Below are 22966 nucleotides of genomic sequence, written 5' to 3'. Positions count from 1 at the left end.
AATGAAAGATAATTATAAATCCCCCAATCAAAATTCACTATATCAAAAATAATTCGAGTAGCAGGAAAGTAACAAACATATCGTGGTGGGGATTTATCGGGAAAACACCTGAACATAACCGGCTTGCAGACCTTGTACTTCCACCCCTTGAACCACAGACCGACCGGGTGTGACAAGGACTCTGGAAACCGGTGCATCCGGTGTCGGGCGGTAAAACACGTAGGGCTGGCCATGCTCATCAGTCTGTATCGCCTCTGGTGCGACGGCCATGCCCTGTTCACTGCGATACAAGATAACCGCCAGCCGTGCACTCATCCCGAGGCGAATGGGGGGCGTAAAGTCCGACAACGCGCTATCGACCGAAACCACGATGTCGTAGCGCGCGCCAGCGCTCTGCACATCCGTTTCGCTACCCTGAACGGCGATAGAAGCTATGTGCCCGACCAGTTCCTGACCAGCAAAACCATCCCCGGTAATTTGTACCGGCATGCCTTCCTGCAACAAGTGCAAGTCTGTTTCCTCTACACGCGCGAGTACCTGGAAACGATCCTGTCCAATCAGCGTCAGTAGCGGCGTTCCCTGCGCCACCTGAACGCCTGGCTGCACCATCACCGGTCGGCTGTTTTCCGGTGTGGTGGGCCGGACAATAAAACCCGCGACCGGTGCGGTAATATCCCGGTGCGCGTACATCACTTCCAGCGCCTGATAACGCGCCTGTGCATTGAGCAGCTCCATCTCGGCAATCTTACGTTCCTCACCCTGCCCACGCGCTAACACCGTGGCAAGTTCTTCCTGTGCCGCAAGCAGTTCCTGACGCTGCGTGCGTACTTGTTGCGTGAGTGCATCCACTTCCATTCGCGCCACAATACCGCGCGCAAACAGCGTTTGCGTATCGCGTAAACTGGCTTCGGTATTGCTCAATTCCTGTCTGGCATTTGCGACAGCGCGCCGTGCACGAGACACCTCAGCGCCTTTTTCCCATTGCCGGTATTGCTGGACCTCACGCTGAGCCTTGAGGACATCGGCCTGAGCCTGACGCATCTGGATTTCAAGCAAGGCAGGATCGAGGGAAAGCAGGATTTGATCCCTGACAACCGACTGACCTTCTCGTACCCGCACCTCTCGGACAACGCCTTCAAAGGGGGCCGCCAGCGTTATCCTGGTCGCTGCCTGAATTTGCCCAACCAGACCAAGCTGGTTTTCCAGACGCTGCGGTTCAATACGCACCCATTGCGCCGGTACGCTATCGGCAGCCCCTGTATCGGCATGGCGAAAAGACACTCCAGCGACAAGCAGGGCTAACACAACCATCCCCAGCGCCAGTAAACGTTGTTTTCGTGTCTTGATATTAATCATTCAGCGCGATATCCCAACTTTCCAGCGTAGTCCCTAGTGCCTCATCCAATACCGCCTGAGCATTCATATAACCTATCAGGGCATTAAGCCGCGCATTTTCCGCATTGCGCAGATCGTTTTCAAAACTCAGCACCTGAAAGTTACTGGAGCGGCCGACCGCGAGTTTTTCCCGCTCAATGTCCAGCTTGCGACGCGATAAATCACGGGCACGCTGTGCTATTTCAAACTGCCGCCATCGCACACCAATATCCCGAACCGCATTGGTCACATCACGCTCAAGCTGCTGGCGGGCTTCAGCCAGTTGCAGCGCCTGATCGCGCACCCCGACTTGCGCCTGCACTTCGGCTTGCCGACGGCTCAGATCGCCGATTGGAATATCCACCTGAACGCCAACATAGTTTTCCCAGGTACGCGCATTACCGCTCTGCGTGTTTCGGTCATTAACCTGGTTAGTCCCACCGACCAGCGATACGTCCCACAACTGGTCATTACGCGCGACCGTCAGATTGATTTGCGCCTGCTCGCTGGCAATCAGATGGCTGAGATAAGCAGGCTGCAACGACTCGGCCTGGCCCAGCGCCTGCGCAGCATTCACGTCAACGCGCGATGCCTGCATGGCCTCTGTCGCTACAATCGGCGTATCCAGATTCAAAGCCAGTAATTGCAGTAGCGCCAGACGTGTCGTATCCAATTGATTACGGGCATCTTCGTAACCCAGTTCCTGATTGGCGACTTCAGCCTCGGTTTGTACTATCTCGAACTCCGCCATCCTACCGGCGGCTATCATGGCGCGGTTGACCTCAACCAATTGTCTGGCCCGCGCCAGCGCGTCCCGCGCAATCTGTACCTGCTCCTGCGCGCGCAGTAACTCACGATAGGCGGTGATTATCTGGGTAATGGTCTGTGAAACCGTCGACTTCAGGCTGAGCCGGTTCATCTGTTCAGCCAACCGGGCCTGCCGTACCGGTGCGGTTGCGACATCTCGTCCTGCACCGCGCAGCAGTGGCTGGATAACTGAAAGATTTACCCCATCATTACGCGACACACCTGCCACATTCGCGTCAGTACGCCGGTAAGCCCATCCCAGACTCACACGCGTACCATAAGGTGTGAGCAAGGTTGACGTCGGCGTCAGATTGCCCTGGCGATAACGATCCGACTGATTTCTGGTCGACAAATAGCTACTGCTGAGCACCAGCTTGGGTGTAAAGCGATCTTCAGCCACACGCAGATCGAACTTTTGAGCCACCCGATACAGATAGGCACTGCGGATAGCCCGGTTATCGCGTAATCCCAGGTAGATGGCATCGCTGAGCGTCAGATCAATGGTCTGTTCATTGAGCGACACACGGGCAGTGGCCGGTGAAGACGCGCCGGAACGCGTCGGCTGAGAGGGAGTCAGTCGCGTATCCGCCCTGGCACACGCACCGAACAACATGAGTAACCACAAGCAGAACAGCACCTTATTCATCGCGTAACGCCTGTACCGGTTGAAGGCGCGCCGCTGACAACGCCGGATTGAGACCAAAAAACAGGCCGGTGAGCACCGAACTGCCTATTCCCAATGGCAACGAGAGGGGGGAAAGGGCAAAGCTCGCCCAGTCGGAAACCATCACAAATAACCAGGCTGCACCAATGCCGCCGACAGCCCCCACCAACGCGCCCACCACCGCCAGTGCGATGGCCTCCAGCAGAAACAGGCTGGCAATATCACGGGAACGCGCCCCCAGTGCCACGCGCACACCAATCTCACGCCGACGCTCCGAGACATTCATCAGCATCACGTTCATCACGCCAACGCCGCCTGCCAGCAGAGAAATACCGCCCAGGCCTGCCAGCAACCAGGAAAACATACGCGACTGTTGTGCAATACCCGATAATAATTGTTGTGGTATTTGTACCTCTATCTGACGACCCGGCAGTGCGCTCAGCAGCCAGTCGTGTAGTGGCGGCGCTATGCGCTCCAGCGTATCGCTACTATGGCTACGGGCCAGTAACATATTGATTTGCGGCGAGGGAACCAGACGACGCATACTCTCTCCCGGCACTAAAATGCTGTCATCAACCGACACCACCACCATCGGGTTCTGCTCCCGGGGTTGCAGGATCCCCACCACCTGAAACAGATAATCGCCCAATTGCACTCTCTCACCGGGCGTGACAGAAATGCCTTTCGCGAGCAGTTCAGCCGCGATATGAGCGCCAAACACGGCGTAAGTACTGCGAGCATCATACTGACTCAGAAAGCGACCTTGCGCCGTTTGTAAGTCCAACACCCGTACCAGTGCAGGATTTACCCCAACCACCACCGTATTGAAGGAGCGCCCTTGCACGCGGGCTTCAACCGATGTCATCGTCAGCGCAGAGGCCCCCAGGATATCGGGTATCACCTGATACAACGCGGCGATGTCCAGTATTTCCGGTGTGTAATGTCGTGTTTGATTACCGGCAGGTAACTGGATATTCGCCACTAGCAGATCGCTGCCCATATTCCTGAATACCGACATCGCCTGTGCCTCGGCGTTATAGCCAACATTGATCAACGCCACCACGGCTCCACACCCCATAGCAATCCCTAACAACGCCAGCACCGCACGGCGTCCCAGCATCCGCAGGCTCTCAAGCGGTTCTATTAATCGCTGGCGCAGTGAAGGCCCGTAAGCCACAGGCACCATCTCACGCATGAGACCGCTCCCATACCCGGCCATCCTGAACCTGAATGCACCGCTGCATGCGCCCGGCAATCTCCCTATCGTGTGTCACGATCACCAGCGTCACCGCCTGCTCACGATTAAGGGTAAGTAGCAAATCGATAATGTCGCGTGCGGTTTCGCTATCGAGATTACCAGTAGGTTCATCCGCCAACAGCAGGGCCGGTTCCCCCACTAGCGCGCGGGCAATGGCGACACGCTGACGTTGCCCACCCGACAGACTGGCAGGGCGATGATGAAGATGGTCAGCCAACCCGACGCGCACCAGTTGGTGCCGGGCTCTTTGTCTGGCTGAATGGGAAGGTATGCCCCGGTAACACAGCGGCAATGCCACGTTGTCCAGAATATCCAGCCGGGGCAGCAGGTTGAAGCTCTGAAACACAAAGCCGATGGCCTGGTTACGCATCACAGCTCGTTCATCGGCGCTCGCCTGGGTCATTTCATAACCCGCCAGCCACAAGTGGCCAGAAGTGGGTCTATCCAGCAAACCGGCGATGTTCAATAAGGTGCTTTTACCCGACCCCGATGCACCGACAATCGCGCAGGACTGCCCTTTAGGGATGGACAATGAGACATCATGCAGTACCGGTCGCACCGCTGATGTCCCTGCCGCATAGGCATAAGTAATGTGTTCGAAACAAAGCGCATCCGTTATGCCAGCCTCAGGCATCCTGTCCTTTATCCTTTTGTTTTTATCGTGCGTTACTCTGCACTATTTCTTCAGATAGATGACTCATTCAGCGCTATCCCCAACCCTTGTCATCTGGATGTGGTCTGCGCCTGCTCGGCCCGCAGCGTCAGGGCATTCAGTAACGGGCGCAGTGCCTCCTGCTGGCGGGTCAGGGTATCATCACTGCCGCCTTGCTGGATCTGCGTCATCAGTTGCGATGCGTAACCATCCGGCAACTGCGCTTCTTCTATCGCTGGCAGCGACTGGTAGTGATCCAGAATCGACTGATAGGTGCTGCCTGATACCCGGCCTTTGCGCTCGTACTCCTCATTCATCCTAGCCACGACAGCACGTTTCCATTCTTGATGTTGGGCATTAGATTCTTTCCAGGCAGCCCGACGTTCATTGACGGTAAATGCGCCGCTGTCGTCGTAGGTGATCAGCGCCAGTTGGTCGCGTGACATCCCCTTGAACGGGTTCGTCCCTTTACCGTTCAAAAAATCAGTCGCCTGTGTGGCCTGCGCCAGCCGCTGCGGGTCCGTTGAATCCGGTACTTCGGCATCGTAGGCGGCCTTGTTCTGGTTATAACCGGGCCCCAGCAGTTTTTCGATAGTCGCATCCGCTATCGCTGCCAGCCCTTGCCGGTCCGTGCTGGCATCGCGAGCCGCGGCACGTGTCGCCGCTTCACTCAGTAACCGCGCCATGCCGGAGAGTTGCACACCACCGCTAGGGGTTGCCTGCGCGGCGTCTGTCACGGTGCTGGCGGTAGCAGGCTGTGCCGCTGTTGATGAACGCGTCAGCGACGCCGCCTCACTATAGGCAGAGGACGAATTCAGAGTATTGATGTTAGCCATCGTTGTTCTTATCACCTGTCAGGACTGGGCTGCTTGCGCCTGCTCGGCCCGCAGTGTCAGGGCATTCAGTAACGGGCGCAGCGCCTCCTGCTGGCGAGTCAGGGCATCATCACTGCCACCTTGCTGGATCAGCGTCATCAGTTGCGACGCGTAACCATCCGGCAACTGCGCTTCTTCTATCGCTGGCAGCGACTGGTAGTGATCCAGAATCGACTGATAGGTGCTGGACGATACCCGGCCTTTGCGCTCATATTCTTCCATTATCCTGGCTGATACTTCACGTGACCAACTCGCATGTTGATCATATGCTTCTTCCCAGGCAGCCCGACGCTCATTGACGGTAAACGCGCCGCTGTCGTCGTAGGTGATCAGCGCCAGCTGGTCGCGTGACATCCCCTTGAACGGGTTCGTCCCTTTACCGTTCAAAAAATCAGTCGCCTGTGTAGCCTGCGCCAGCCGCTGCGGGTCCGTTGAGTCCGGCACTTCGGCATCGTAGGCGGCCTTGTTCTGGTTATAACCGGGCCCCAGCAGTTTTTCGATAGTCGCATCCGCTATCGCCTTCAGCCCACTACGGTCCGTGCTGGCATCGCGAGCCGCAGCACGTGTCGCCGCCTCACTCAGTAACCGCGCCATGTCGGAGAGTTGCACACCACCGCTACCGGTTGCCTGCGCGGCGTCTGCCACGGTGCTGGCGGTAGCAGGCTGTGCCGCTGTTGATGAACGCGTCAGCGACGCCGCCTCACTATAGGCAGAGGAGGAATTCAAGGTATTAATATTGGTCATAATCTGCTCCTGTTAATAACGCAAGGTGTCGTTTCATCAGGCTCCTGGCTTGATATTATCGGCAGGATAGGGTTGCCCCTCTCCGCTATACGCATCAGGGGAGAAAGGCAACGCCAGATGGGGATTACTTCATCGTGAACTCAACGCTCCACGCATAGGTAGAAAGGCTTTGTGAGGTAATAGTGGCATTACATACCGCCCCACCACTCGCTTCAGCATTCTTGGTCCACTTCGGCGACTTCAGAATTTTGCCGGTTAACGCGCTGCCCGGCACGATGGTGTTGAGAAAGGTGGTACTAAATACGCAGGTCTTTCCACCGATGGTATAGCGCACCACAGCAGCGTTAGCGTCAGGGCTGATTGTGTTTTGTACGGTATAAGTAATCGAATTCTTAGCTGCTACTTGAGTCGTAGGCTTTGGGGTAGCAATAGCATTGGTGCTAATTTCATTAGTGGTAATCGGCTTATAGGTTGCGATTTCATCACTCAAGTTCTTAAACGTAATGCTCACCGCAGGCCCTGCATACGCAGCACCCGCCGCAGACATCATTACCGCCGTCATTGCGGCACCCAGGATATTTTTTTTGCTTAACATATTAATAGTTTCCATGTGTTGACATTATTTCTGTCACAGAGCAGCACTCACGCCTGCTCTGTCCGGTCTACAGCAGGTGCTGTAAATCCTTCCCGGTCACTTTGCAGCCCTTGTCTTCCGTGAAGAACACCTCAGCTCACGCAAAGTCCCTTTAAGAGCCTATCCCATTAGGGCTATTTCACTTGCCATTTTGGCCCTGGGCAGTGCTCGAACTCCTCACGTACTCCGTGTACGCTGCGGGTTCTCCGCGCTGTCCGTGTCCAAACTGGCTACGCCAATAACGCCTACTGGGATAGGCTCTACGTCATCAGCAATAAAACACTGAAGAGGTTAACGACCAGAACAATGTAAACTTTAAATTTATTTATGAATTAGCGATTCCGCTAATGATAATGATGGGTTGTGTGACTGCTGTCACCCGCGCTGATACCGCACCACCCGGCTGCGATTCAGTAACAGCGTCAGGTAGCCGTCTTGTATCAACACCGAGAACCGTTTTTCCCACGGCCCGTCTTGCACGGTCGCCAGTGCACGGCCGTTACCGAGCGGTTGCAGAGAACCGGCTATCGCCGCCGGACCGAGCCCCATCACGATACGGTCACCGTCGATCACCAGTTCGCTACGGGTGTCCGGCCAGTACCAGCGGCCTTGCAGCCGCGCCACGCTATCGTCAGCTTCCACCGGCCAGAAACGACACGGTGCGTGGCCGATTTCTCCGGCTATCGCCATGCCGTCCTGCCGTAATTTCATTGGCAGATGGCTGGACAATGACACCGCTACATTTGGCTCTTCGCCGCGATACAGCGTTTCCGTCGCCCCCAGCCAGCAGGCGCCTGGGCCTTTCACCTCCAGCCAGTGCCCGCCCTGCTCTGCAACATACAGCCCCGGCGTCAGGTCATGGCCGCGCGTGGGCAGTGGCTGGCCCAGCAGCGCCGACATCACCCGTAGCACACTGTCGTAGGTAGCGACATCTTCGCGATTAGCGACCAGCGCGACCCCCGCCTGTGATACCGGGTCGAGCAGGAAGTAACTCTTGTAACCGGCATGGGAGCCGCCGTGCCCTACCAGTTGTGCCGACCCAATGCGGCTGTGCGCCACACCGAGCCCGTAACCGGTCACGCGGCCATCACGCAGGTAGCGCGGCTGGGACAATCGTGCCAGCACGCCTTCACCCGGCCCCTGATTCATTAACAACGCTTGCAGCCAGACGGTCAGGTCATGCACGCTACCGGTGACACAACCCGAGGTGGACAGATGCAACCCGGCGCAGGATAACTGCCAGCCCTGCGGCGCTCGCCAGTAGCCCGGCACCAGTCCGGGGACGATATCAAACCAGGTTTCTGGCGCGCTGAGGGCAATCCCCAACGGCTGGTTGATGTGCTGGCGCAGCAGGTCGGCAAAATAAATGCCCTTGGCTTTCAACGCTTCTTCCACCAGCCGGTAGCCGGTGTTGGTATAGGAGATCTCACTGCCCGCCGGGTAGTTCAGCTCGCCGTTCTCCGCCAGAAACGCCAGCAGGCTGTCAGCCGAGGTGGCGTTGTACACCGATAGCCCCAGCAGCGACAGGCTTTCGCGCACATCCGGCAGGCCGGATGTCATATCCAGCGCCTGCCCGACCGTCACCTGACCGTTTTCGCCAGTCAGTTGCGGCAGATGCCTCTCGAGACGGTCCGTCAACGCCAGTGCCTGACTGGCCGCCCCCGTCACCAGTGAAGCAAACAGGTGCTTGGTGACTGAGGCGAAACGTACCACGCTCTGGGGGGTAAACGGGGTGTTCTGCGCCAAATCCGCCAACCCACCGCAACAGGCAGCCCGGATCTGTTCACTATCGAATAATGTGATAGCACCGCCCGGCTCACCGGGTTGATGCCAGGATTGTGTGATCGCCTTCGCTTCATCAATGGCGCGCTGCCAGTGTAATGTCATGCCGGTTCCTCCAGCGTCATGCTTAAATCGTACAGTTCCGCCGTGTGGGGGTGATGCAGGTTACGCGCCCGCAAGTCTTCCACACTGAGCTGTTCCACCATTTCGCCATGCTGCATCACGCCGACGCGCTGGCACAAATGCGACACCACCGCCAGATTGTGGCTGACCATGATATAGGTCAGCCTACGCGCCTGACGCAGGTCTGTCAGCAGGTTGAGGATTTCCGCCTGTACCGAGACATCCAGCGCCGAGGTCGGCTCATCCAGCAATAGCACTTCCGGCTCGGCGATCAGTGCGCGGGCAATCGCCACCCGCTGGCGCTGGCCGCCGGAAAGCTGATGGGGAAAACGAAAACGCGCCGCGGCAGGCAGGCCGACTTCATCCAGCGCCTGGGTGATACGCTGTTCGGCACGATCGAAGCGGTGCACCAGCAGCGGCTCATGCAAAATACGATCGATAGTCTGGCGTGGATGCAGTGATCCATACGGATCCTGAAACACCATCTGCACCTGCCGGAAAAAACTGCGATCCCGTCGGGCTAATTGCGCCATACCGCCAAACTCGATGCGCCCTTGCCAGTGGGTATTGAGCCCGGCCAGCGCACGTAAAATGGTGGATTTGCCGGAACCACTTTCGCCCACCATCCCGAAACTGTCGCCGCTCTCCAGCGCGAAGGACACCCCTTTCACCACCTCGAGGTTACCGAAGGCAATGCGCAGGTTTTCTACGTTAATCATGCATTTTCCCCATCACGCATTCCTCCAGGCCGGGTCGCGTTGCAGCACCGGCAGCCGGGCGCGCGGGTGTTTCAACGACGGCAGGCAAGCCAGCAACCCTTGTGTATACGGGTGCTGCGCCTGTAACAGTTCGCTGGCACGCAGCAGTTCGACGATCCGCCCGGCGTACATCACCGCGACGCGATCACAAAAGTGCGACACCAGCGGCAGATCGTGACTGATCAGGATAAGCCCCATACCACGTTGCGAAACCAGATCGTCAATCAGGCAGAGGATCTCCGCCTGCACGGTAGCATCCAGCGCCGAGGTCGGTTCATCGGCAATCAGTAATTCCGGGTCCGGTGCCAGCATCATGGCGATCATCACCCGTTGCCCCATACCGCCCGACACCTCATGCGGATAACGCCCCGCCACCCGCTGCGGGTCGCGAATGCGCACCTGATCCAACAGGTCGATGGCCGCCTCCATCGCCGCACGGCGGCTACCGCCTTTGTGCTCGCGCCAGGCTTCCGCCACCTGCTGGCCGATGGTCATTACCGGGTTCAGCGAATATTTCGGGTCTTGCAGGATAAAACCGACCCGCTTGCCACGGATCTGGCGTAGCGTTTTTTCACTGGCACCGCGCAGGTCGATACCGTCAAAACTCAGTTTGTCGGCCTGAACACGGGCGCTGCCCGGCAGCAGTTGCATCAGGCTACGGGCCGTCAGCGACTTACCGGAACCGCTTTCACCGACGATAGCGAATTTTTCCTTACCAACGCTGAAGCTAACGCCACGTACCGCCTCAAACGTTTCCGTCCGGTTGGCAAACGCGATACGGAGATTCTCAATTTCCACCAGCATTTAGCGCTCCTTCGGGTCCAGCACATCACGCAGGCCATCACCCAAAAAGTTGAAGGCCAGCGAGGTCAGGAAAATGGCGACGCAAGGCACCAGCGGCACCCACCAGGCGTTGAACAGGAAACGACGCGCGGTGGCGATCATCGTGCCCCACTCCGGTGACGGCGGCTGTGCCCCCATGCCAAGAAAGCCCAGGCTGGCGGCGGTGATGATGATGGAGCTCATGTCCAGCGTCACCCGCACAATCAGGCTCGGCACACACAACGGCATGATGTGACGCAGAATGATGCGCAGCGGCGCAGCACCGGTCAGGCGGCTGGCGGCGATAAAATCGGTATGACGGAATTGCAGCGTTTCCGCTCGCGCCAGCCGGGCATACGGCGGCCAGGCGGTCAGCGCAATCGCCAGAATGGCGCTTTCCACTCCCGGCTTCAGCGCTGCGACAAACGCCAGCGCCAGCACCAGTCGAGGAAAGGCCAGAAAGATATCAGTCAACCGCATCAGGATTTTATCCAGCCACCCACCAGCATAACCGGCGATACAGCCAACCAGCAGGCCGATGGGTGCAGTCAGCGCCACCACCGCAAGCACCATACCCAGCGTGGTACGCCCGCCGTAGACAATACGGCTGAACACATCACGCCCCAGTTCATCGGTGCCGAACCAGTGCGCCGCAGACGGTGCGGCCAACCGGTTAGACAGGTTCTGAAAACCGGGGTCGTAAGGGGCCAGCCAGGGGGCCACCAGTGCCAGCAGCATCACCACCGCAATGATAATCAACCCTATCACCGCCAGCGGATTGGTGCGAAACCCCAGCCACAGGCGGTAACGCTGCCCCCACACCGCCTGACGGCGCGTGGCGGGCGTTTCGTCGAGCAACCAGGCTCGTGAGACCAAAAAACTCATGTTACGCGGGGATCCAAAAGTCGATAGAAAATGTCAGCCAGCAGGTTCAGCAGCACATAGACTGCGCCTACCAGCAACGTGGCACCCACCACCGGGTTCATGTCTGCGTTGAGCAATGCGGTGGTGAGGTATTGGCCCAGCCCCGGCCAGGAGAAGACGTTTTCTGTCACCACCGCGCCTTCGAGCAGCCCGGCGTAGGTCAACGCCAGTACGGTGACCAGCTGTACCGCAACCGTGGGAAACGCGTGCCGCCAGACCACCCGACGGGACGATAGTCCTTTGGCGCGGGCGGTGATCACAAACTCGCCGCTAAGCGCATTCAGCATGAAGGTACGGGTCATACGGGTGATATACGCCATGCTGAAATACGCCAGAATCAGCACCGGCTGCACCATGTGCGCCAGCGCGTCACGCAGTGCGTCATAGTCACCCGCCAGTAGCGAATCTACCGTCAGCAACCCGGTCACATGCGGCACCATATCCTGAAAGAGGATGTCCTGCCGCCCCGGCCCCGGCGCAATGCCCAGCACCGCATAGAAAACCAGCAGGCTGAGTAACGCCAGCACAAACACCGGCAGTGAATGGCCCGCCAGACAGATGACGCGAATCACCTGATCGACCCAGCGCCCCTGGCGCACCGCCGCCCACACCCCAAGCGGAATGCCGACCAGCGCCGCGACGATGATCGCCGCGGTCGCCAGTTCCAGCGTGGCAGGGAAATAACGAGCAATATCGGTGGTGACTGGGTTAGAGGTCAGGACCGAACGACCTAAATCGCCGTGCAGCAGTTGATTCAGGTAGTGACCGTATTGCACCCACAGGGGCTGATCCAGCCCCATTTCCTGACGCACCCGCTCCACCACCGCCTGCGGGGCATTGTCCCCAACGGCGGCAAGCACCGGGTCGGTCGGCATAATCCGACCGATGAAAAAGGTCAGTACCGAAAGCCCCAACAGGGTCAACAACAGGCTGCCGAGCGTACTGCAAAAACGAATCAGTATCTGCATCAGGCTTTCTTCACCTGCTGGTAAGGCACCTTGCTTAAGACCGTCATAGTGACGTCGCTGAGGTTCTTGCGACAGGCCAGCGTTTTCTCATCCTGCATCATCAGTGTGAACGGGCTCTGCTCACGGTGGTTACGTTGCAGGGTTTCGTACAGCGCGATGCGTTTGGCCGGGTCCTGCTCATGCAGCGCCTGCTCGGTCAACTGATTGAATTTTTCATCCGACCAGTTGCAACGCCACGCCAGCGTTCGGTTGCGCGCACCATCGCTGTTGTCGGTGTTGATGCAAAACGCTTCGGCGTTGGAGTTCGGGTCAAAATAGTCGGCCCCCCACGCTGTCAGCGCCAGTTGCTGCTGGCGGGCGCGCATTTTGGTCAGTACCTGACGGTTTTCCGCCGCGATCAGTTTCACGCGGATGCCGATAGCGCCCAACTGGGTCTGGATTGCCTGCGCGATATCCGGGTACGGCTGCGCGGAGTAGTGATCCAGGGTAATGTCAAAACCATCGGGATAACCGGCGTCTTTCAGCAACGCTTTGGCTTTGGCGACATCCAGGTGGAACGGGTTATCGTCCAGCGCCGCCGGGAAGCCGCCCGGCAGGAAGCTCTGATGAACCTTGTGCGTGAGCGGCAGAATGTTTTTCTGGATGCTGTCGTAGTCCAGCGCCCACTTGATAGCCTGCCATACCTGCGGCTTTTTCAGGAACTCGTTGGCGGTATTGCAAGACAGCAACATCACGCTGGCGATGCTCTCGCGCACCAAATGGTAGTTGCTGTCGTTCACCAACGGACGGATCTGCTCGGTGGTCAGGTTGCGGGCGATATCCACGTCCCCTTTTTGCAACATCAGCAACTGGGCGGACGGGTCAACAATGTGTTTAATCAGCACCCGTTTGAAGGCGTTGTTCGCCGGGAAGTGATCGTTTTTCTGCAAAATGATGCTTTCGCTGGCCTTCCAGCTCACCAGTGAGAACGGGCCGGAACCGGCGCTATTCTGCTTCAGCCACTGGTTGCCCAGATCGTCATTTTGCTGATTCGCCAGTGCGGCTTTTTTCTGCACTATGCTGCCCACCGGGGCCGACAGGCAATACAACAGGAAGGTTTCCGCCGCCGGTTTATCAAGGCTTATCACCAGCGTGCTGTCATCCGGCGCGGTAATGTGCTGCTCCACATTATCTTTGGTAAAACCGAACTGGTTGATGATGAACGCCGGGCTTTTATCCAGCTTCACCGCACGTTGCAGCGAAAAGGCCGCATCGGCGGCGGTCACCGGCGAGCCATCAGCGAATTGGGCCTTTGGGTTGAGGTGAAAAGTAAAAGTCTTGCTGTCGTTGGCCACTTCCCAGCTGACAGCCAAATCGCCAATCACCTCTTGCGGGTTGGTCGGATTCGGCATCACCAGACGCTGGTACAGATTGCCGATAATTTCAGTTCCCACCGCCTCGAACCCTTCCTGCGGGTCAAGGCTGGTCATGTTATCAAGCTGCATCGCCATCACCAGCATGGATGGCGGCGTATCGGCGAACGCGGTGTTCACATTAAGCCAGGACAGGAAAGGTACGGTAGCGCAACCGGCAAGAAAACGTCTTCTGGTAACCATTAATCCCCCAAGTGTCTGATTTTAAAATACAAAAAAAGATATTTTTTCTTTTTGCGGCTTGACAGACATCACGGGCGCTGGCTTAAATGGTGACGCGGCGAACAAAATTTCTCCGCCTGAATGACCTGCACCAGGAAGGTGCACATCAGGTTCCATCTCAGAAAATCATTTTCCTTCAATCCAGTATCGGTACTTCATCCATGTCAGATTCGCCTGTGTCAGACAAGCCGCTTGAGCAGCACGCCGCACTCCCTGTCTTTGATGGTCACAACGACGTGTTATCACGTCTGTGGCGGCTTCATCGCGATAATCCGACCGATGCCTTTCTGAACGGGCCGTCGCAAGGTCACATTGACCTGCCCCGGATCCGGCAGGGCGGATTCGCTGGCGGCCTGTTCGCCACCTACGTTCCTTCTGCCAATGGTGATGCAACATCCATACCAGATGGTAACGTTTCATTAACGACTCCATCGATGGCGCAGGCGCGTGACATCAGCTTCTGGATGCTCTCCACTCTGATACGTCTTGAAGCGGCGTCTGGCGGGCAACTGCGAGTCTGCCGCAGCGTGGCGGATATCCGCCGCTGCATGGCAGAAGGCGTGGTGGCCGCCGTGATGCACATTGAAGGTGCCGAGATGCTGGATGCCGACCTGGATCTGCTGGATATTCTTTATGCCGCCGGGCTGCGCAGCTTGGGGCCATTGTGGAGCCGACCGAATATCTTCGGTCAGGGAGTGCCCTTTCGCTTTCCTTCCTCCCCGAATACCGGTGACGGCCTGACCGACGCCGGGCTGCGACTGGTACGCGCCTGCAACGCCAAACGCATTCTGGTGGACCTCTCCCACATGGATGAAAAAGGCTTCTGGCAAACGGCGGCGGTTTCCGATGCACCATTGGTAGCCAGCCACTCCAATGCCCACGCCTTGTGCGCCCAGTCGCGCAACCTGACGGACAGCCAACTGGCGGCGATTCGCGAACGCGACGGGTTTGTCGGCGTCAATTTTGGTACCTCCTTCCTGCGTGCCGACGGCCGTAAAGACCCGGCAGCTACGGTGCAGGAGATCGTCCGTCATGTGGAGTATCTGCTGGAAAAACTGGGAGAAAATGGCGTCGGCTTCGGTTCTGATCTGGATGGCACCACCATCCCCGGAGACATGAAGGATGTGGCCGGTTTCCCCATTTTGGTGCAAGCACTGGCCGGGCGGGGCTACTCACGCACTCTTCTGGAGAAAATCTGTTACGGCAACTGGTTGCGCGTGCTGGAAGCCACCTGGGGCGAATAGCCAGCGGGCGCGGCTTACAGCGGTTGCACCGCGTTTTTCAATTATCTGGCGTGAATTTTGCTTGTTTATACGTTGGATCGTGCTCCATCGGGCCGGTCGGGAACACACCATACACAGGACTCAGGTTATGCGTTTACGCCACATCGAAGTCTTTCAGGCGATCGTTCAGGCCGGCACCATCAGCGGTGCAGCACGGCTACTCAACGTTTCCCAACCCAACGTCAGCCGGGTGCTGAATCACGCCGAACAGCAATTAGGATTCGCGCTGTTCGAACGGCGTTCGCAAGGCTTAGTGCCCACGGTGGAAGGGCAACGGCTGATGCCGGAGATAGAACAGCTCTACAGCCAGTTGCAGGCGATTTCCCGCCTGACCGAGAACATTCGCAAAGGCCAGTGCGAAACCATGCGGCTCGGTGCGGCTCACGCCTTCGGCCAGATGATTGTCGCCCCGGCGATGGTCGAGTTCCAGCAGCAGGTGCCGCTCATGAACATCGAGCTGGTCACCGAGCACTTCAGCACCCTGTGCCAGAACATTCAGCAGCACCAGCTCGACCTGGCGCTGGTGTTCGGCCAGCAGGTGCCGCCAGATTTACTGGCCGAACCGCTGTGCCAGTCACGTATGGTGGCGATCCTGCCGAAAGACAGCCCGCAACAAGGGCCGGTATCGCTGGAATGGCTGTGCCATAACAACCTGTTGATGATGCAACAGCAAGACCCGCTGGGCCAGGTGGTACATCGCGCACTGCATGATCGCCGCCTTAAACCCGCCGCGTCGCTGTACATCAAAACCTATTCGGTGATCGCCGACATGGTACTGGCAGGTGGCGGCACCGGTATTGTCGACCTGTTCACCGCCCGTCGTTACGCCGACCAGCTCAAAATCGTGCCCATCAGCCAGCCACTGCCGTTCGAAGTGATGCTGATAAGCCGCCGCGATATCCCGCAATCTCGCGAAATCCTGCAACTCAAACAGGTGCTGAAAAGTAAGTGCCGTGAACTCGCCAGCCAGTGCCAGCCGCTGCTGGACGCCGCCTGATTCCCTCCTTACGTTTCCGGCCACGGCACTGCCCGGCCGGAAGCCGTGATTTGTCAGCCCGTTACCGCTGTCGCTTTTAGTAAAGCGCCCGTTATAATTACCCCATCACTTCTTAACAGGTATGCACCGATGATTCGTAGCATGACCGCTTACGCCCGGCGAGAAATCAAGGGTGAATGGGGCAGCGCCGCTTGGGAGCTGCGCTCCGTAAACCAGCGTTATCTGGAAACCTACATCCGTTTACCCGAACAATTCCGAAGCCTGGAGCCGGTAATCCGCGAACGCATCCGCAACCGTCTGACCCGAGGCAAAATTGAGTGTGGCCTGCGTTTTGAACTGGACCCACGTTCACAGGGGCAACTGATCCTCAACGAGCCGCTGGCCAAACAGCTGGTCGCAGCGGCGAACTGGGTGAAAATGCAAAGTGACGAAGGCGAGGTCAACCCACTCGACGTCCTGCGCTGGCCGGGAGTGATGTCGGCACAGGAGCAGGATCTGGACGTCATCAGCACGGAGCTGATGCAGGCGCTGGAAGCCGCGCTGGACGACTTTATCCTCGCGCGCGAAAGCGAAGGCAACGCGCTCAAAGCGTTGATTGAACAGCGCCTGGTCGGCGTCAGCGCCGAAGTCGCCAAAGTCCGCGCCCACATGCCGAACATTCTGCAGTGGCAACGGGAAAAACTGCAAAGCAAGCTGGAAGAAGCGCAGGTGCAGCTCGACGGCAACCGGCTGGAACAAGAGCTGGTGCTGATGGCGCAACGCATCGACGTGGCCGAAGAACTCGACCGGCTGGAAGCCCACGTGCGGGAAACCTACAAAATCCTCAACAAGCAGGAAGCCGTCGGCCGCCGTCTGGACTTTATGATGCAGGAATTCAACCGCGAATCGAACACGCTGGGTTCCAAATCCATCAACGCCGACGTCACCGCCTCCGCCATCGAACTGAAAGTGCTGATTGAGCAGATGCGGGAACAGATTCAGAATATTGAGTAACACCTCACAACGCATCACCCACCATCAAAAAACCAATAAGCCCGCCGCATAGCGGGCTTTTTTGATGTCATAAAACCCAAATAAATATCAATGTTTTACAACAGCTTTCCGATACTTCAGGGACTCCGACCCTCTCATACCCCCCATCAGCCATAAAAAAACCGGGCAGAGCCCGGTTAATAAAAACCTAAAAAATAAACACAGAAGAGGGGAGGGGGTTATCACAGCAGGTGAGGATGGGAAGAGCGAGCCCTTCCCACCTCGTCAATCACATTATTTATACAGAACCGCGTTGCCGTGCAGCGTGTCGTCACCCTGAACGGACGTGATCTGGAATGATTTAGCGCCAGCGGCATCCGCTTTGGCAGCCAGTTTAGCCTGCAGGCTATCGAGCGTGTTGGCACTGGCGGAGATGCTGCCGACTTCCTGACCCTGCGGGTACTGGATTTCAGTTGCAGCAAAAGCGCCGACGGACAGGGTGCTCAATGCGATGGCAGTAAAGACAGTTTTCATGTTCATGATAGTTTCCTTTTTTACGTCTTCGTTGTTAAGAGTGTTCGTAAATGACAAGTCAATTATCACTATGGTAACTATACCCAACTTCACAAAAAGTGCGATCCATATCACACTCCTATGTCAGAAATATGAAACCGCAGTGTATTCAGTCGATTACTGCGCATCTGATTGGATGTTTTTTTGAGTATGTGGGGGAGACAAAGAAAATCTGCCGGGCACATGGGCTGGGAACCCAGGCACAGAATAAGCACCACCCTACCGACGAGTTCGCTACGCTATTCATCATCGTTCATAAGGCACGTGCTGGAGAGACAACACATGGCGTTGTTCAATACGCCTGCATATTATTCCAAATATTATTATTTGTGGGATGGATATTATCACGCTCCCTGCGGGAGTTATCTCACTTCTGGCATACGCCACAAAAGTGGATAGGGAAATAATATGTCAACTAATTAAAATCAGTTTCCCTTAAATGACATCAAATAATCACGCTGGAAAATCAAGCAATAAAAACGTTAAAATATCTCCCCACAAGGTGAGTTTCTGCGAAAAAAAGACATGAAGTTAAGGACAGGGGGAAATATGTTAGAAATATTTGATGTGAGTTTTAGCTTAATGTCAAATAACAAGCTGGATGAGGTGTTTACACTACGCAAAGATACATTTAAGGACCGTCTTGACTGGGCCGTCAACTGTATTAATGGAATGGAGTTCGACGAGTATGATAATGAGCACACCACCTACCTTTTAGGCGTCAAGGAGGGAAAGGTGATTTGTAGCGTCCGGTTTATAGAAATAAAATACCCCAATATGATTACCGGTACGTTTTACTCTTATTTCGATAACCTCAAGATCCCCGAAGGGAATTATATTGAATCCAGCCGTTTTTTTGTTGATCGCGATCGGGTAAGAAATTTAATTGGTACTCGTAATCCGGCATGTCTGACGTTATTCCTCGCTATGATTAATTATGCCAGAAAATACCACTACGACGGCATCCTCACTATTGTCAGCCACCCGATGTTGACCTTGTTAAAACGTTCAGGCTGGCGCATTTCCATCATTCAGCAAGGGCTCTCGGAAAAACAGGAGCGCATTTATTTGCTGCATCTGCCCACAGATGACGACAGCCGACACGCGCTGATTGAGCGAATTACCCAAATGACACAGGCCGAGTCCGAGCAGCTTAAGACCTTGCCTTTACTGGTTCCACTGGCTTGATCAGGTTCATTTCGACCCCAAGCCGGATAGCATGTTTGGCATTCAGTACACCCAGCTTTTTGACAACATTACCAATATGAAATTTAACGGTGCTGGTGGTAATACCAAGAATAAGTGCAATTTCCTGATACGTTTTTCCCATACTTGCCCAGTAGAGAATTTCATTTTCTCGTTGTGAGAAAAGATTAGGTTCCTGCGACTTGCTGTTGTTTCTGTTTTTGCTCATCTCCCGGTAAAGGGAGGTGAGCTTCTCATGGGCGGAAATCAACAGCATTTGCAGTTTTTCTTTATTATTCTGGACAATTTCTTCCAGTTCTCCGCTGCGGTTTTCTTCAAACATGAAAGACAATGTAGCCAGATTATTAGCTGGGTCATGTAACACAAAGGTATAACCGTTAACAATGTCGTATTCTTTGGAGAGATTGAATATTCTGGAAAATTTTAATTTTGAGCTGATAACCAAATCATCATCCCAGGAGAAAGGTGATATTCTATTAATCGCCGTCAAAATAACCGGGTCGATATGTTGATAATTATTATTCCGATAAATTTCAACCCATTCCGATGGATAATTAGAAATGATGACCACATCCGTCGGCTTTTTCTTATTCATGATCAAATAGGCGTATTTCAGGTCGCCATAACTCTTTAACTTTCTGTTAAGATAGTTTTGTATTGTGCTATTAATGAAGTCAACGTTAGAGAATGATATAGACATCTAACTCTCCCAAAATCGTGTACGACAGTGCAATCTGATCATGACGGCACGAAAGTATAGTATCAACCTATACCTAAGTCTAACTATCTTTCCCGATACAAAATCCTTAGAATTTTCAAAAAATAACATCAAATATGAAAATAAAAAACGCTGATCGCTATTAGCGATCGGAAAGCCAATTTGGCGCACACCAGGGAAATATTTGTTAGTCTATTAATTATACCCAGAATAATTCGATTGCCATCAGGCAGCCACCAGACGCATCGCCAACAGTAGGTGTTAAGCCGCTAACGGGAGATGATTATGGTCGCCAGTCTTGCTGGTCATCTGAAGTATGACAGGTCAATAGTGTTATTTTATTCTTAACCCTTCTCTCTCCTGTTACCGTTCGCAGGAGGGGGAAAGGTCATTTTATCCGCCACGGTTATTCCATCACTCTTATTCCACTCTCTCCCCACCGCAGGCTTCTGACATAAATCACCGGTAAACGCCGCGAAATACTGCCATCAGAATACATTATGGGCCTTTTGCCGCCTAACTGACGACATAACTCCCGATACATCAACGGGCATGCAATCTCAAACAAAACGCCCGAAGACAACGCTGGTTATACTCCCAAAAAAACAACGATAAGGGGAGTAGAATGGATTATACGGTAGTGACTCATCACGATGATGACACATTGCATACCCTTCTGCGTGATAAACTCACCGCGATCGGCATCGATAAAGGGCGTATAACCGAGATCTTTCAAGGCGCTGCCCTGTTCGGTGCCGAAGGGCTGCTGGATTCCATCAATATCGTCAGCCTGATTGCCGTACTCAGCGATCACTGCGAAACGGCCTACAACCTGACCGGCGACCTGTTTGATCTGACAGACGACCGCGTGTTCGATGCCTTCCAGAATCTGACCAGTCTGACAGCTTTCCTGCGTGAGCGGCTTCATCATGGCTGACCCTGCTCACCCCGCCACCCAGCCTGACGCGCTGTTTGCTAACGATGGTCTATTTGCCAACGGCTATGTAGAAGAGATACCGGTTGCGACGATCGCCCGGCATGTCGGCACGCCTTTTTATGTCTACAGCGCCCGCCAGCTACGTCGCCAGCTTCAGCATCTCTATCAGCAACTGCCAGCCGACACCGCGGTGTACTATTCTCTGAAGGCGAACCCGAACCTGTCGGTGGTGAAAACGCTGGTGGAGCAAGGGACGGGGTGCGAGGTGTGCTCACCGGCGGAACTGGATACCGCGCTGGCAGCCGGGGTTTTGCCGCAACACATTCTGTATGTCGGGCCGGGCAAGTCGCTAGCGGCGCTGTCGCATGCGATGGATTGCGGTATCCGGGCGATTGTGGCGGAATCCGTCACCGAACTGGATAACATCAACCAATTGGCGGCACAGGCTGGCACCGTGCAGACGGTGGCGCTACGCATCAACCCGAATTTTAGCAGTGAACACGCCAGACTGGTGATGAGCGGAAAACCCACCCAGTTCGGGATGACGCTGGATACGTTGCAAACCGTGCTGACCTGTCTGTCACGCTGGCCTTCCCTTGCCGTGCGCGGTTTTCATGTCTATCTGGGAACGCGTATTCTCAACGCTCAGGCTATCGCCAACAACACCCGAAATATTCTGCAATTGGCGCTAAACCTGCGCGATCAATATCAATTAACGCTGGACTTTGTCGATATCGGCGGTGGTTTTGGCGTTCCTTATTTCCCCAAGGAAACGCCGCTGGATCTGCCCGCGCTGGGTGACGCTATCGCGCCGATTGTGGCGGACTTCCGCCGCCAGGCTACCAACACGCAAATCATTATTGAACTGGGGCGCTATCTGGTAGCGGAAGCGGGCCTGTTCGTGACCCGGGTCAACACCCTGAAAACCGCCGGTGGAAAAACATTCGCCATTTGCGATGGCGGTGCCAATTGCCACAGTGCGGCGGCAGGGTTGAACAGCATGCTGCGTAAAAATTTCCCACTACTACGGCTGGGTGATAATCACTCCCGGCCGGTGCAGCCTTATCAGGTCAGCGGACCGCTTTGCACCCCTACCGACCTGCTGGGTGACAACGTGCTGCTGCCGACGCTGGCGGTCAACGACCTGATCGGCATCGCCCATTCCGGTGCTTATGGGTTAACCGCCTCACCCGGTTTGTTCCTCAGCTTTGGTTACCCGGCGGAAGTGATGGTGGATGGTCACCGGCTGATTCAGATTCGCCAGCCAGAAACCACAGCACAATTACTGGCTCGTCAACAGCCTGTCGAACTCTGGCACGGAGAGGCATCATGACGTTGTGTATCCAGCCAGATGATCTGGTCTGGCGCACGTTTACATCGGCAAGTGCACCTGAAAGTGATGCCGCATCACTGGCACCGCACCCGAGCCAGGAGCTGATGGCGGATTACCTGCGGGCTTTTTTTCGTTCCCACGGCGAAATGCGGGAACCGGACAGCGCGGTGCTGAACCGCTGGCTAAACAGCGGTCACTCCTTTACCGCAATGATGCAAGCACTGTTACCTGAATTGCAGGCGCGTCATACATTACAGCCGCTTGATGTGGTGGTATTCGCTCACTGGACCCCGGATAGCGATCTCGGCTGCGCCGTCTCTAACGCTCTGATCCACGCGTGCGAGGCTCACCGTGCGTTCGGGTTTTCCGTTTCGGATCGCAGCCTGGCAGCTCCGTTGTTCGCCCTGCACGTCATCGATGACTATCTGGCCTGCGAAGATGACCGGCATGAGGCCTTGTTGATGATTGCCGATCAGGATATCGCGCCTTATCCCAGCGAACGACTGGCACAGTTGCAACCCCAGAAAAACTGCTGCCTGATGCGGATAGAAAAACGGCCAGCCGGGCAGGCCAGCGGACTGGTATTTGAAGGCTACTATCGCCAGCCTTACGCCGATAACGGCGACCTGACGGTGACTCTGCGCCACCTGCTCGCACGCTTGCCGATGCAAGAGACGCTGCCGCTAACACTACTGGGTAGCCCGGCGCTGATTGAGGCGTTGCAAGGCGGCGTTCCTCACTGCCAACGGGTAAGCGTGCCAGAGTCATTACTGTGTGCGGCCCCCTTTGTCTACCTGAAACAACAGGCACAACCGGGTCACCGTTACTTGCTGGTGGTACCCGAAGCGCGTCATCTCACCACCTGTGTGTTGCGTTATCAGCCGCACCACACCGGAATGTTCACCCGCTCCTCCTGTCCCCATTAAGG

General features: G+C 55.9%; 22 protein-coding genes. 7 read left to right on the top strand and 15 right to left on the bottom strand.

Features of this window, described 5'->3' with window-relative positions; translation table 11 throughout:
* Positions 1-93: 93 nt before the first annotated feature.
* The 13 genes from DD586_RS00645 to DD586_RS00585 form a co-directional block, all read right to left on the bottom strand.
* Positions 94-1356, bottom strand: coding sequence for an HlyD family secretion protein (locus DD586_RS00645; protein ID WP_012882880.1), 1263 nt, complete (start codon positions 1354-1356; stop codon positions 94-96).
* Positions 1349-2827 (bottom strand): TolC family protein, encoded by a 1479-nt coding sequence (locus tag DD586_RS00640; RefSeq protein WP_012882879.1) that lies wholly within the window; start codon positions 2825-2827, stop codon positions 1349-1351. The genes DD586_RS00645 and DD586_RS00640 overlap by 8 nt, the downstream gene beginning before the upstream one ends.
* A complete protein-coding gene (locus DD586_RS00635; RefSeq protein ID WP_012882878.1) occupies positions 2820-4040 on the bottom strand; it encodes an ABC transporter permease in 1221 nt (406 codons plus the stop codon). Before DD586_RS00635 ends, DD586_RS00640 begins: the two co-directional genes overlap by 8 nt.
* Entirely contained in the window at positions 4033-4737 is a 705-nt protein-coding gene (locus DD586_RS00630) for an ABC transporter ATP-binding protein (RefSeq protein ID WP_012882877.1), read from the bottom strand. Before DD586_RS00630 ends, DD586_RS00635 begins: the two co-directional genes overlap by 8 nt.
* Before the next feature lie 89 nt (positions 4738-4826).
* On the bottom strand, positions 4827-5591 hold the full coding sequence (locus DD586_RS00625) for a hypothetical protein (protein ID WP_012882876.1): 765 nt from the start codon (positions 5589-5591) through the stop codon (positions 4827-4829).
* 18 nt (positions 5592-5609) lie between these two features.
* Positions 5610-6374: a hypothetical protein gene (locus tag DD586_RS00620; RefSeq protein ID WP_012882875.1), complete on the bottom strand. Its 765-nt coding sequence runs from the start codon at positions 6372-6374 to the stop codon at positions 5610-5612.
* A 124-nt stretch (positions 6375-6498) separates the two neighbouring features.
* Positions 6499-6984, bottom strand: a complete 486-nt coding sequence (locus tag DD586_RS00615) for a hypothetical protein (protein WP_228669732.1) — start codon at positions 6982-6984, stop codon at positions 6499-6501.
* A gap of 399 nt (positions 6985-7383) precedes the next feature.
* Positions 7384-8895: a serine hydrolase domain-containing protein gene (locus tag DD586_RS00610; RefSeq protein ID WP_012882873.1), complete on the bottom strand. Its 1512-nt coding sequence runs from the start codon at positions 8893-8895 to the stop codon at positions 7384-7386.
* Positions 8892-9632 carry an ABC transporter ATP-binding protein gene (locus tag DD586_RS00605; protein ID WP_012882872.1) on the bottom strand — a complete coding sequence of 247 codons (741 nt, stop codon included), beginning with the start codon at positions 9630-9632 and terminating at the stop codon, positions 8892-8894. Before DD586_RS00605 ends, DD586_RS00610 begins: the two co-directional genes overlap by 4 nt.
* A gap of 12 nt (positions 9633-9644) precedes the next feature.
* Positions 9645-10475 carry an ABC transporter ATP-binding protein gene (locus DD586_RS00600; protein ID WP_012882871.1) on the bottom strand — a complete coding sequence of 277 codons (831 nt, stop codon included), beginning with the start codon at positions 10473-10475 and terminating at the stop codon, positions 9645-9647.
* The gene (nikC, locus tag DD586_RS00595) at positions 10476-11378 is read right to left on the bottom strand and encodes a nickel transporter permease (protein ID WP_012882870.1); all 903 of its coding nucleotides are present in this window, start codon (positions 11376-11378) and stop codon (positions 10476-10478) included.
* Positions 11375-12385: an ABC transporter permease gene (locus tag DD586_RS00590; RefSeq protein ID WP_012882869.1), complete on the bottom strand. Its 1011-nt coding sequence runs from the start codon at positions 12383-12385 to the stop codon at positions 11375-11377. Before DD586_RS00590 ends, nikC begins: the two co-directional genes overlap by 4 nt.
* Positions 12385-13980 (bottom strand): ABC transporter substrate-binding protein, encoded by a 1596-nt coding sequence (locus DD586_RS00585; protein WP_012882868.1) that lies wholly within the window; start codon positions 13978-13980, stop codon positions 12385-12387. Before DD586_RS00585 ends, DD586_RS00590 begins: the two co-directional genes overlap by 1 nt.
* A 200-nt stretch (positions 13981-14180) precedes the next feature.
* Between DD586_RS00585 and DD586_RS00580 the strand changes: the two genes are divergently transcribed.
* From DD586_RS00580 to DD586_RS00570, 3 genes are all read left to right on the top strand, one after another.
* Entirely contained in the window at positions 14181-15263 is a 1083-nt protein-coding gene (locus DD586_RS00580; protein ID WP_012882867.1) for a dipeptidase, read from the top strand.
* A 127-nt stretch (positions 15264-15390) separates the two neighbouring features.
* On the top strand, positions 15391-16299 hold the full coding sequence (locus DD586_RS00575) for a LysR family transcriptional regulator (RefSeq protein WP_012882866.1): 909 nt from the start codon (positions 15391-15393) through the stop codon (positions 16297-16299).
* A 129-nt stretch (positions 16300-16428) separates the two neighbouring features.
* A complete protein-coding gene (locus DD586_RS00570; protein ID WP_012882865.1) occupies positions 16429-17292 on the top strand; it encodes a YicC/YloC family endoribonuclease in 864 nt (287 codons plus the stop codon).
* Positions 17293-17565: 273 nt separating this feature from the next.
* Here the strand turns inward: DD586_RS00570 and bhsA are convergent, their stop codons facing one another.
* Positions 17566-17811 (bottom strand): multiple stress resistance protein BhsA, encoded by a 246-nt coding sequence (gene bhsA / locus DD586_RS00565; RefSeq protein ID WP_012882864.1) that lies wholly within the window; start codon positions 17809-17811, stop codon positions 17566-17568.
* Between the two features lie 582 nt (positions 17812-18393).
* Here bhsA and DD586_RS00560 point away from each other — a divergent pair.
* On the top strand, positions 18394-19032 hold the full coding sequence (locus DD586_RS00560; protein ID WP_012882863.1) for an acyl-homoserine-lactone synthase: 639 nt from the start codon (positions 18394-18396) through the stop codon (positions 19030-19032).
* Here the strand turns inward: DD586_RS00560 and DD586_RS00555 are convergent.
* A complete protein-coding gene (locus DD586_RS00555; RefSeq protein WP_012882862.1) occupies positions 18998-19750 on the bottom strand; it encodes a helix-turn-helix transcriptional regulator in 753 nt (250 codons plus the stop codon). The genes DD586_RS00560 and DD586_RS00555 overlap by 35 nt on opposite strands.
* A 643-nt stretch (positions 19751-20393) precedes the next feature.
* Here DD586_RS00555 and DD586_RS00550 point away from each other — a divergent pair.
* Genes DD586_RS00550 through DD586_RS00540 form a run of 3 tightly spaced genes read left to right on the top strand, consistent with a single transcriptional unit; the run spans position 20394 to position 22964 of the window.
* The gene (locus DD586_RS00550) at positions 20394-20705 is read left to right on the top strand and encodes a hypothetical protein (protein ID WP_012882861.1); all 312 of its coding nucleotides are present in this window, start codon (positions 20394-20396) and stop codon (positions 20703-20705) included.
* Positions 20698-22038 (top strand): type III PLP-dependent enzyme, encoded by a 1341-nt coding sequence (locus DD586_RS00545; RefSeq protein ID WP_012882860.1) that lies wholly within the window; start codon positions 20698-20700, stop codon positions 22036-22038. Before DD586_RS00550 ends, DD586_RS00545 begins: the two co-directional genes overlap by 8 nt.
* On the top strand, positions 22035-22964 hold the full coding sequence (locus tag DD586_RS00540) for a hypothetical protein (protein WP_012882859.1): 930 nt from the start codon (positions 22035-22037) through the stop codon (positions 22962-22964). The genes DD586_RS00545 and DD586_RS00540 overlap by 4 nt, the downstream gene beginning before the upstream one ends.
* Positions 22965-22966 lie beyond the last annotated feature (2 nt).

The organism is Dickeya parazeae Ech586 (assembly GCF_000025065.1).
Taxonomy (GTDB): domain Bacteria; phylum Pseudomonadota; class Gammaproteobacteria; order Enterobacterales; family Enterobacteriaceae; genus Dickeya; species Dickeya zeae.
This window is presented reverse-complemented; position numbering and strand designations above follow the sequence as displayed.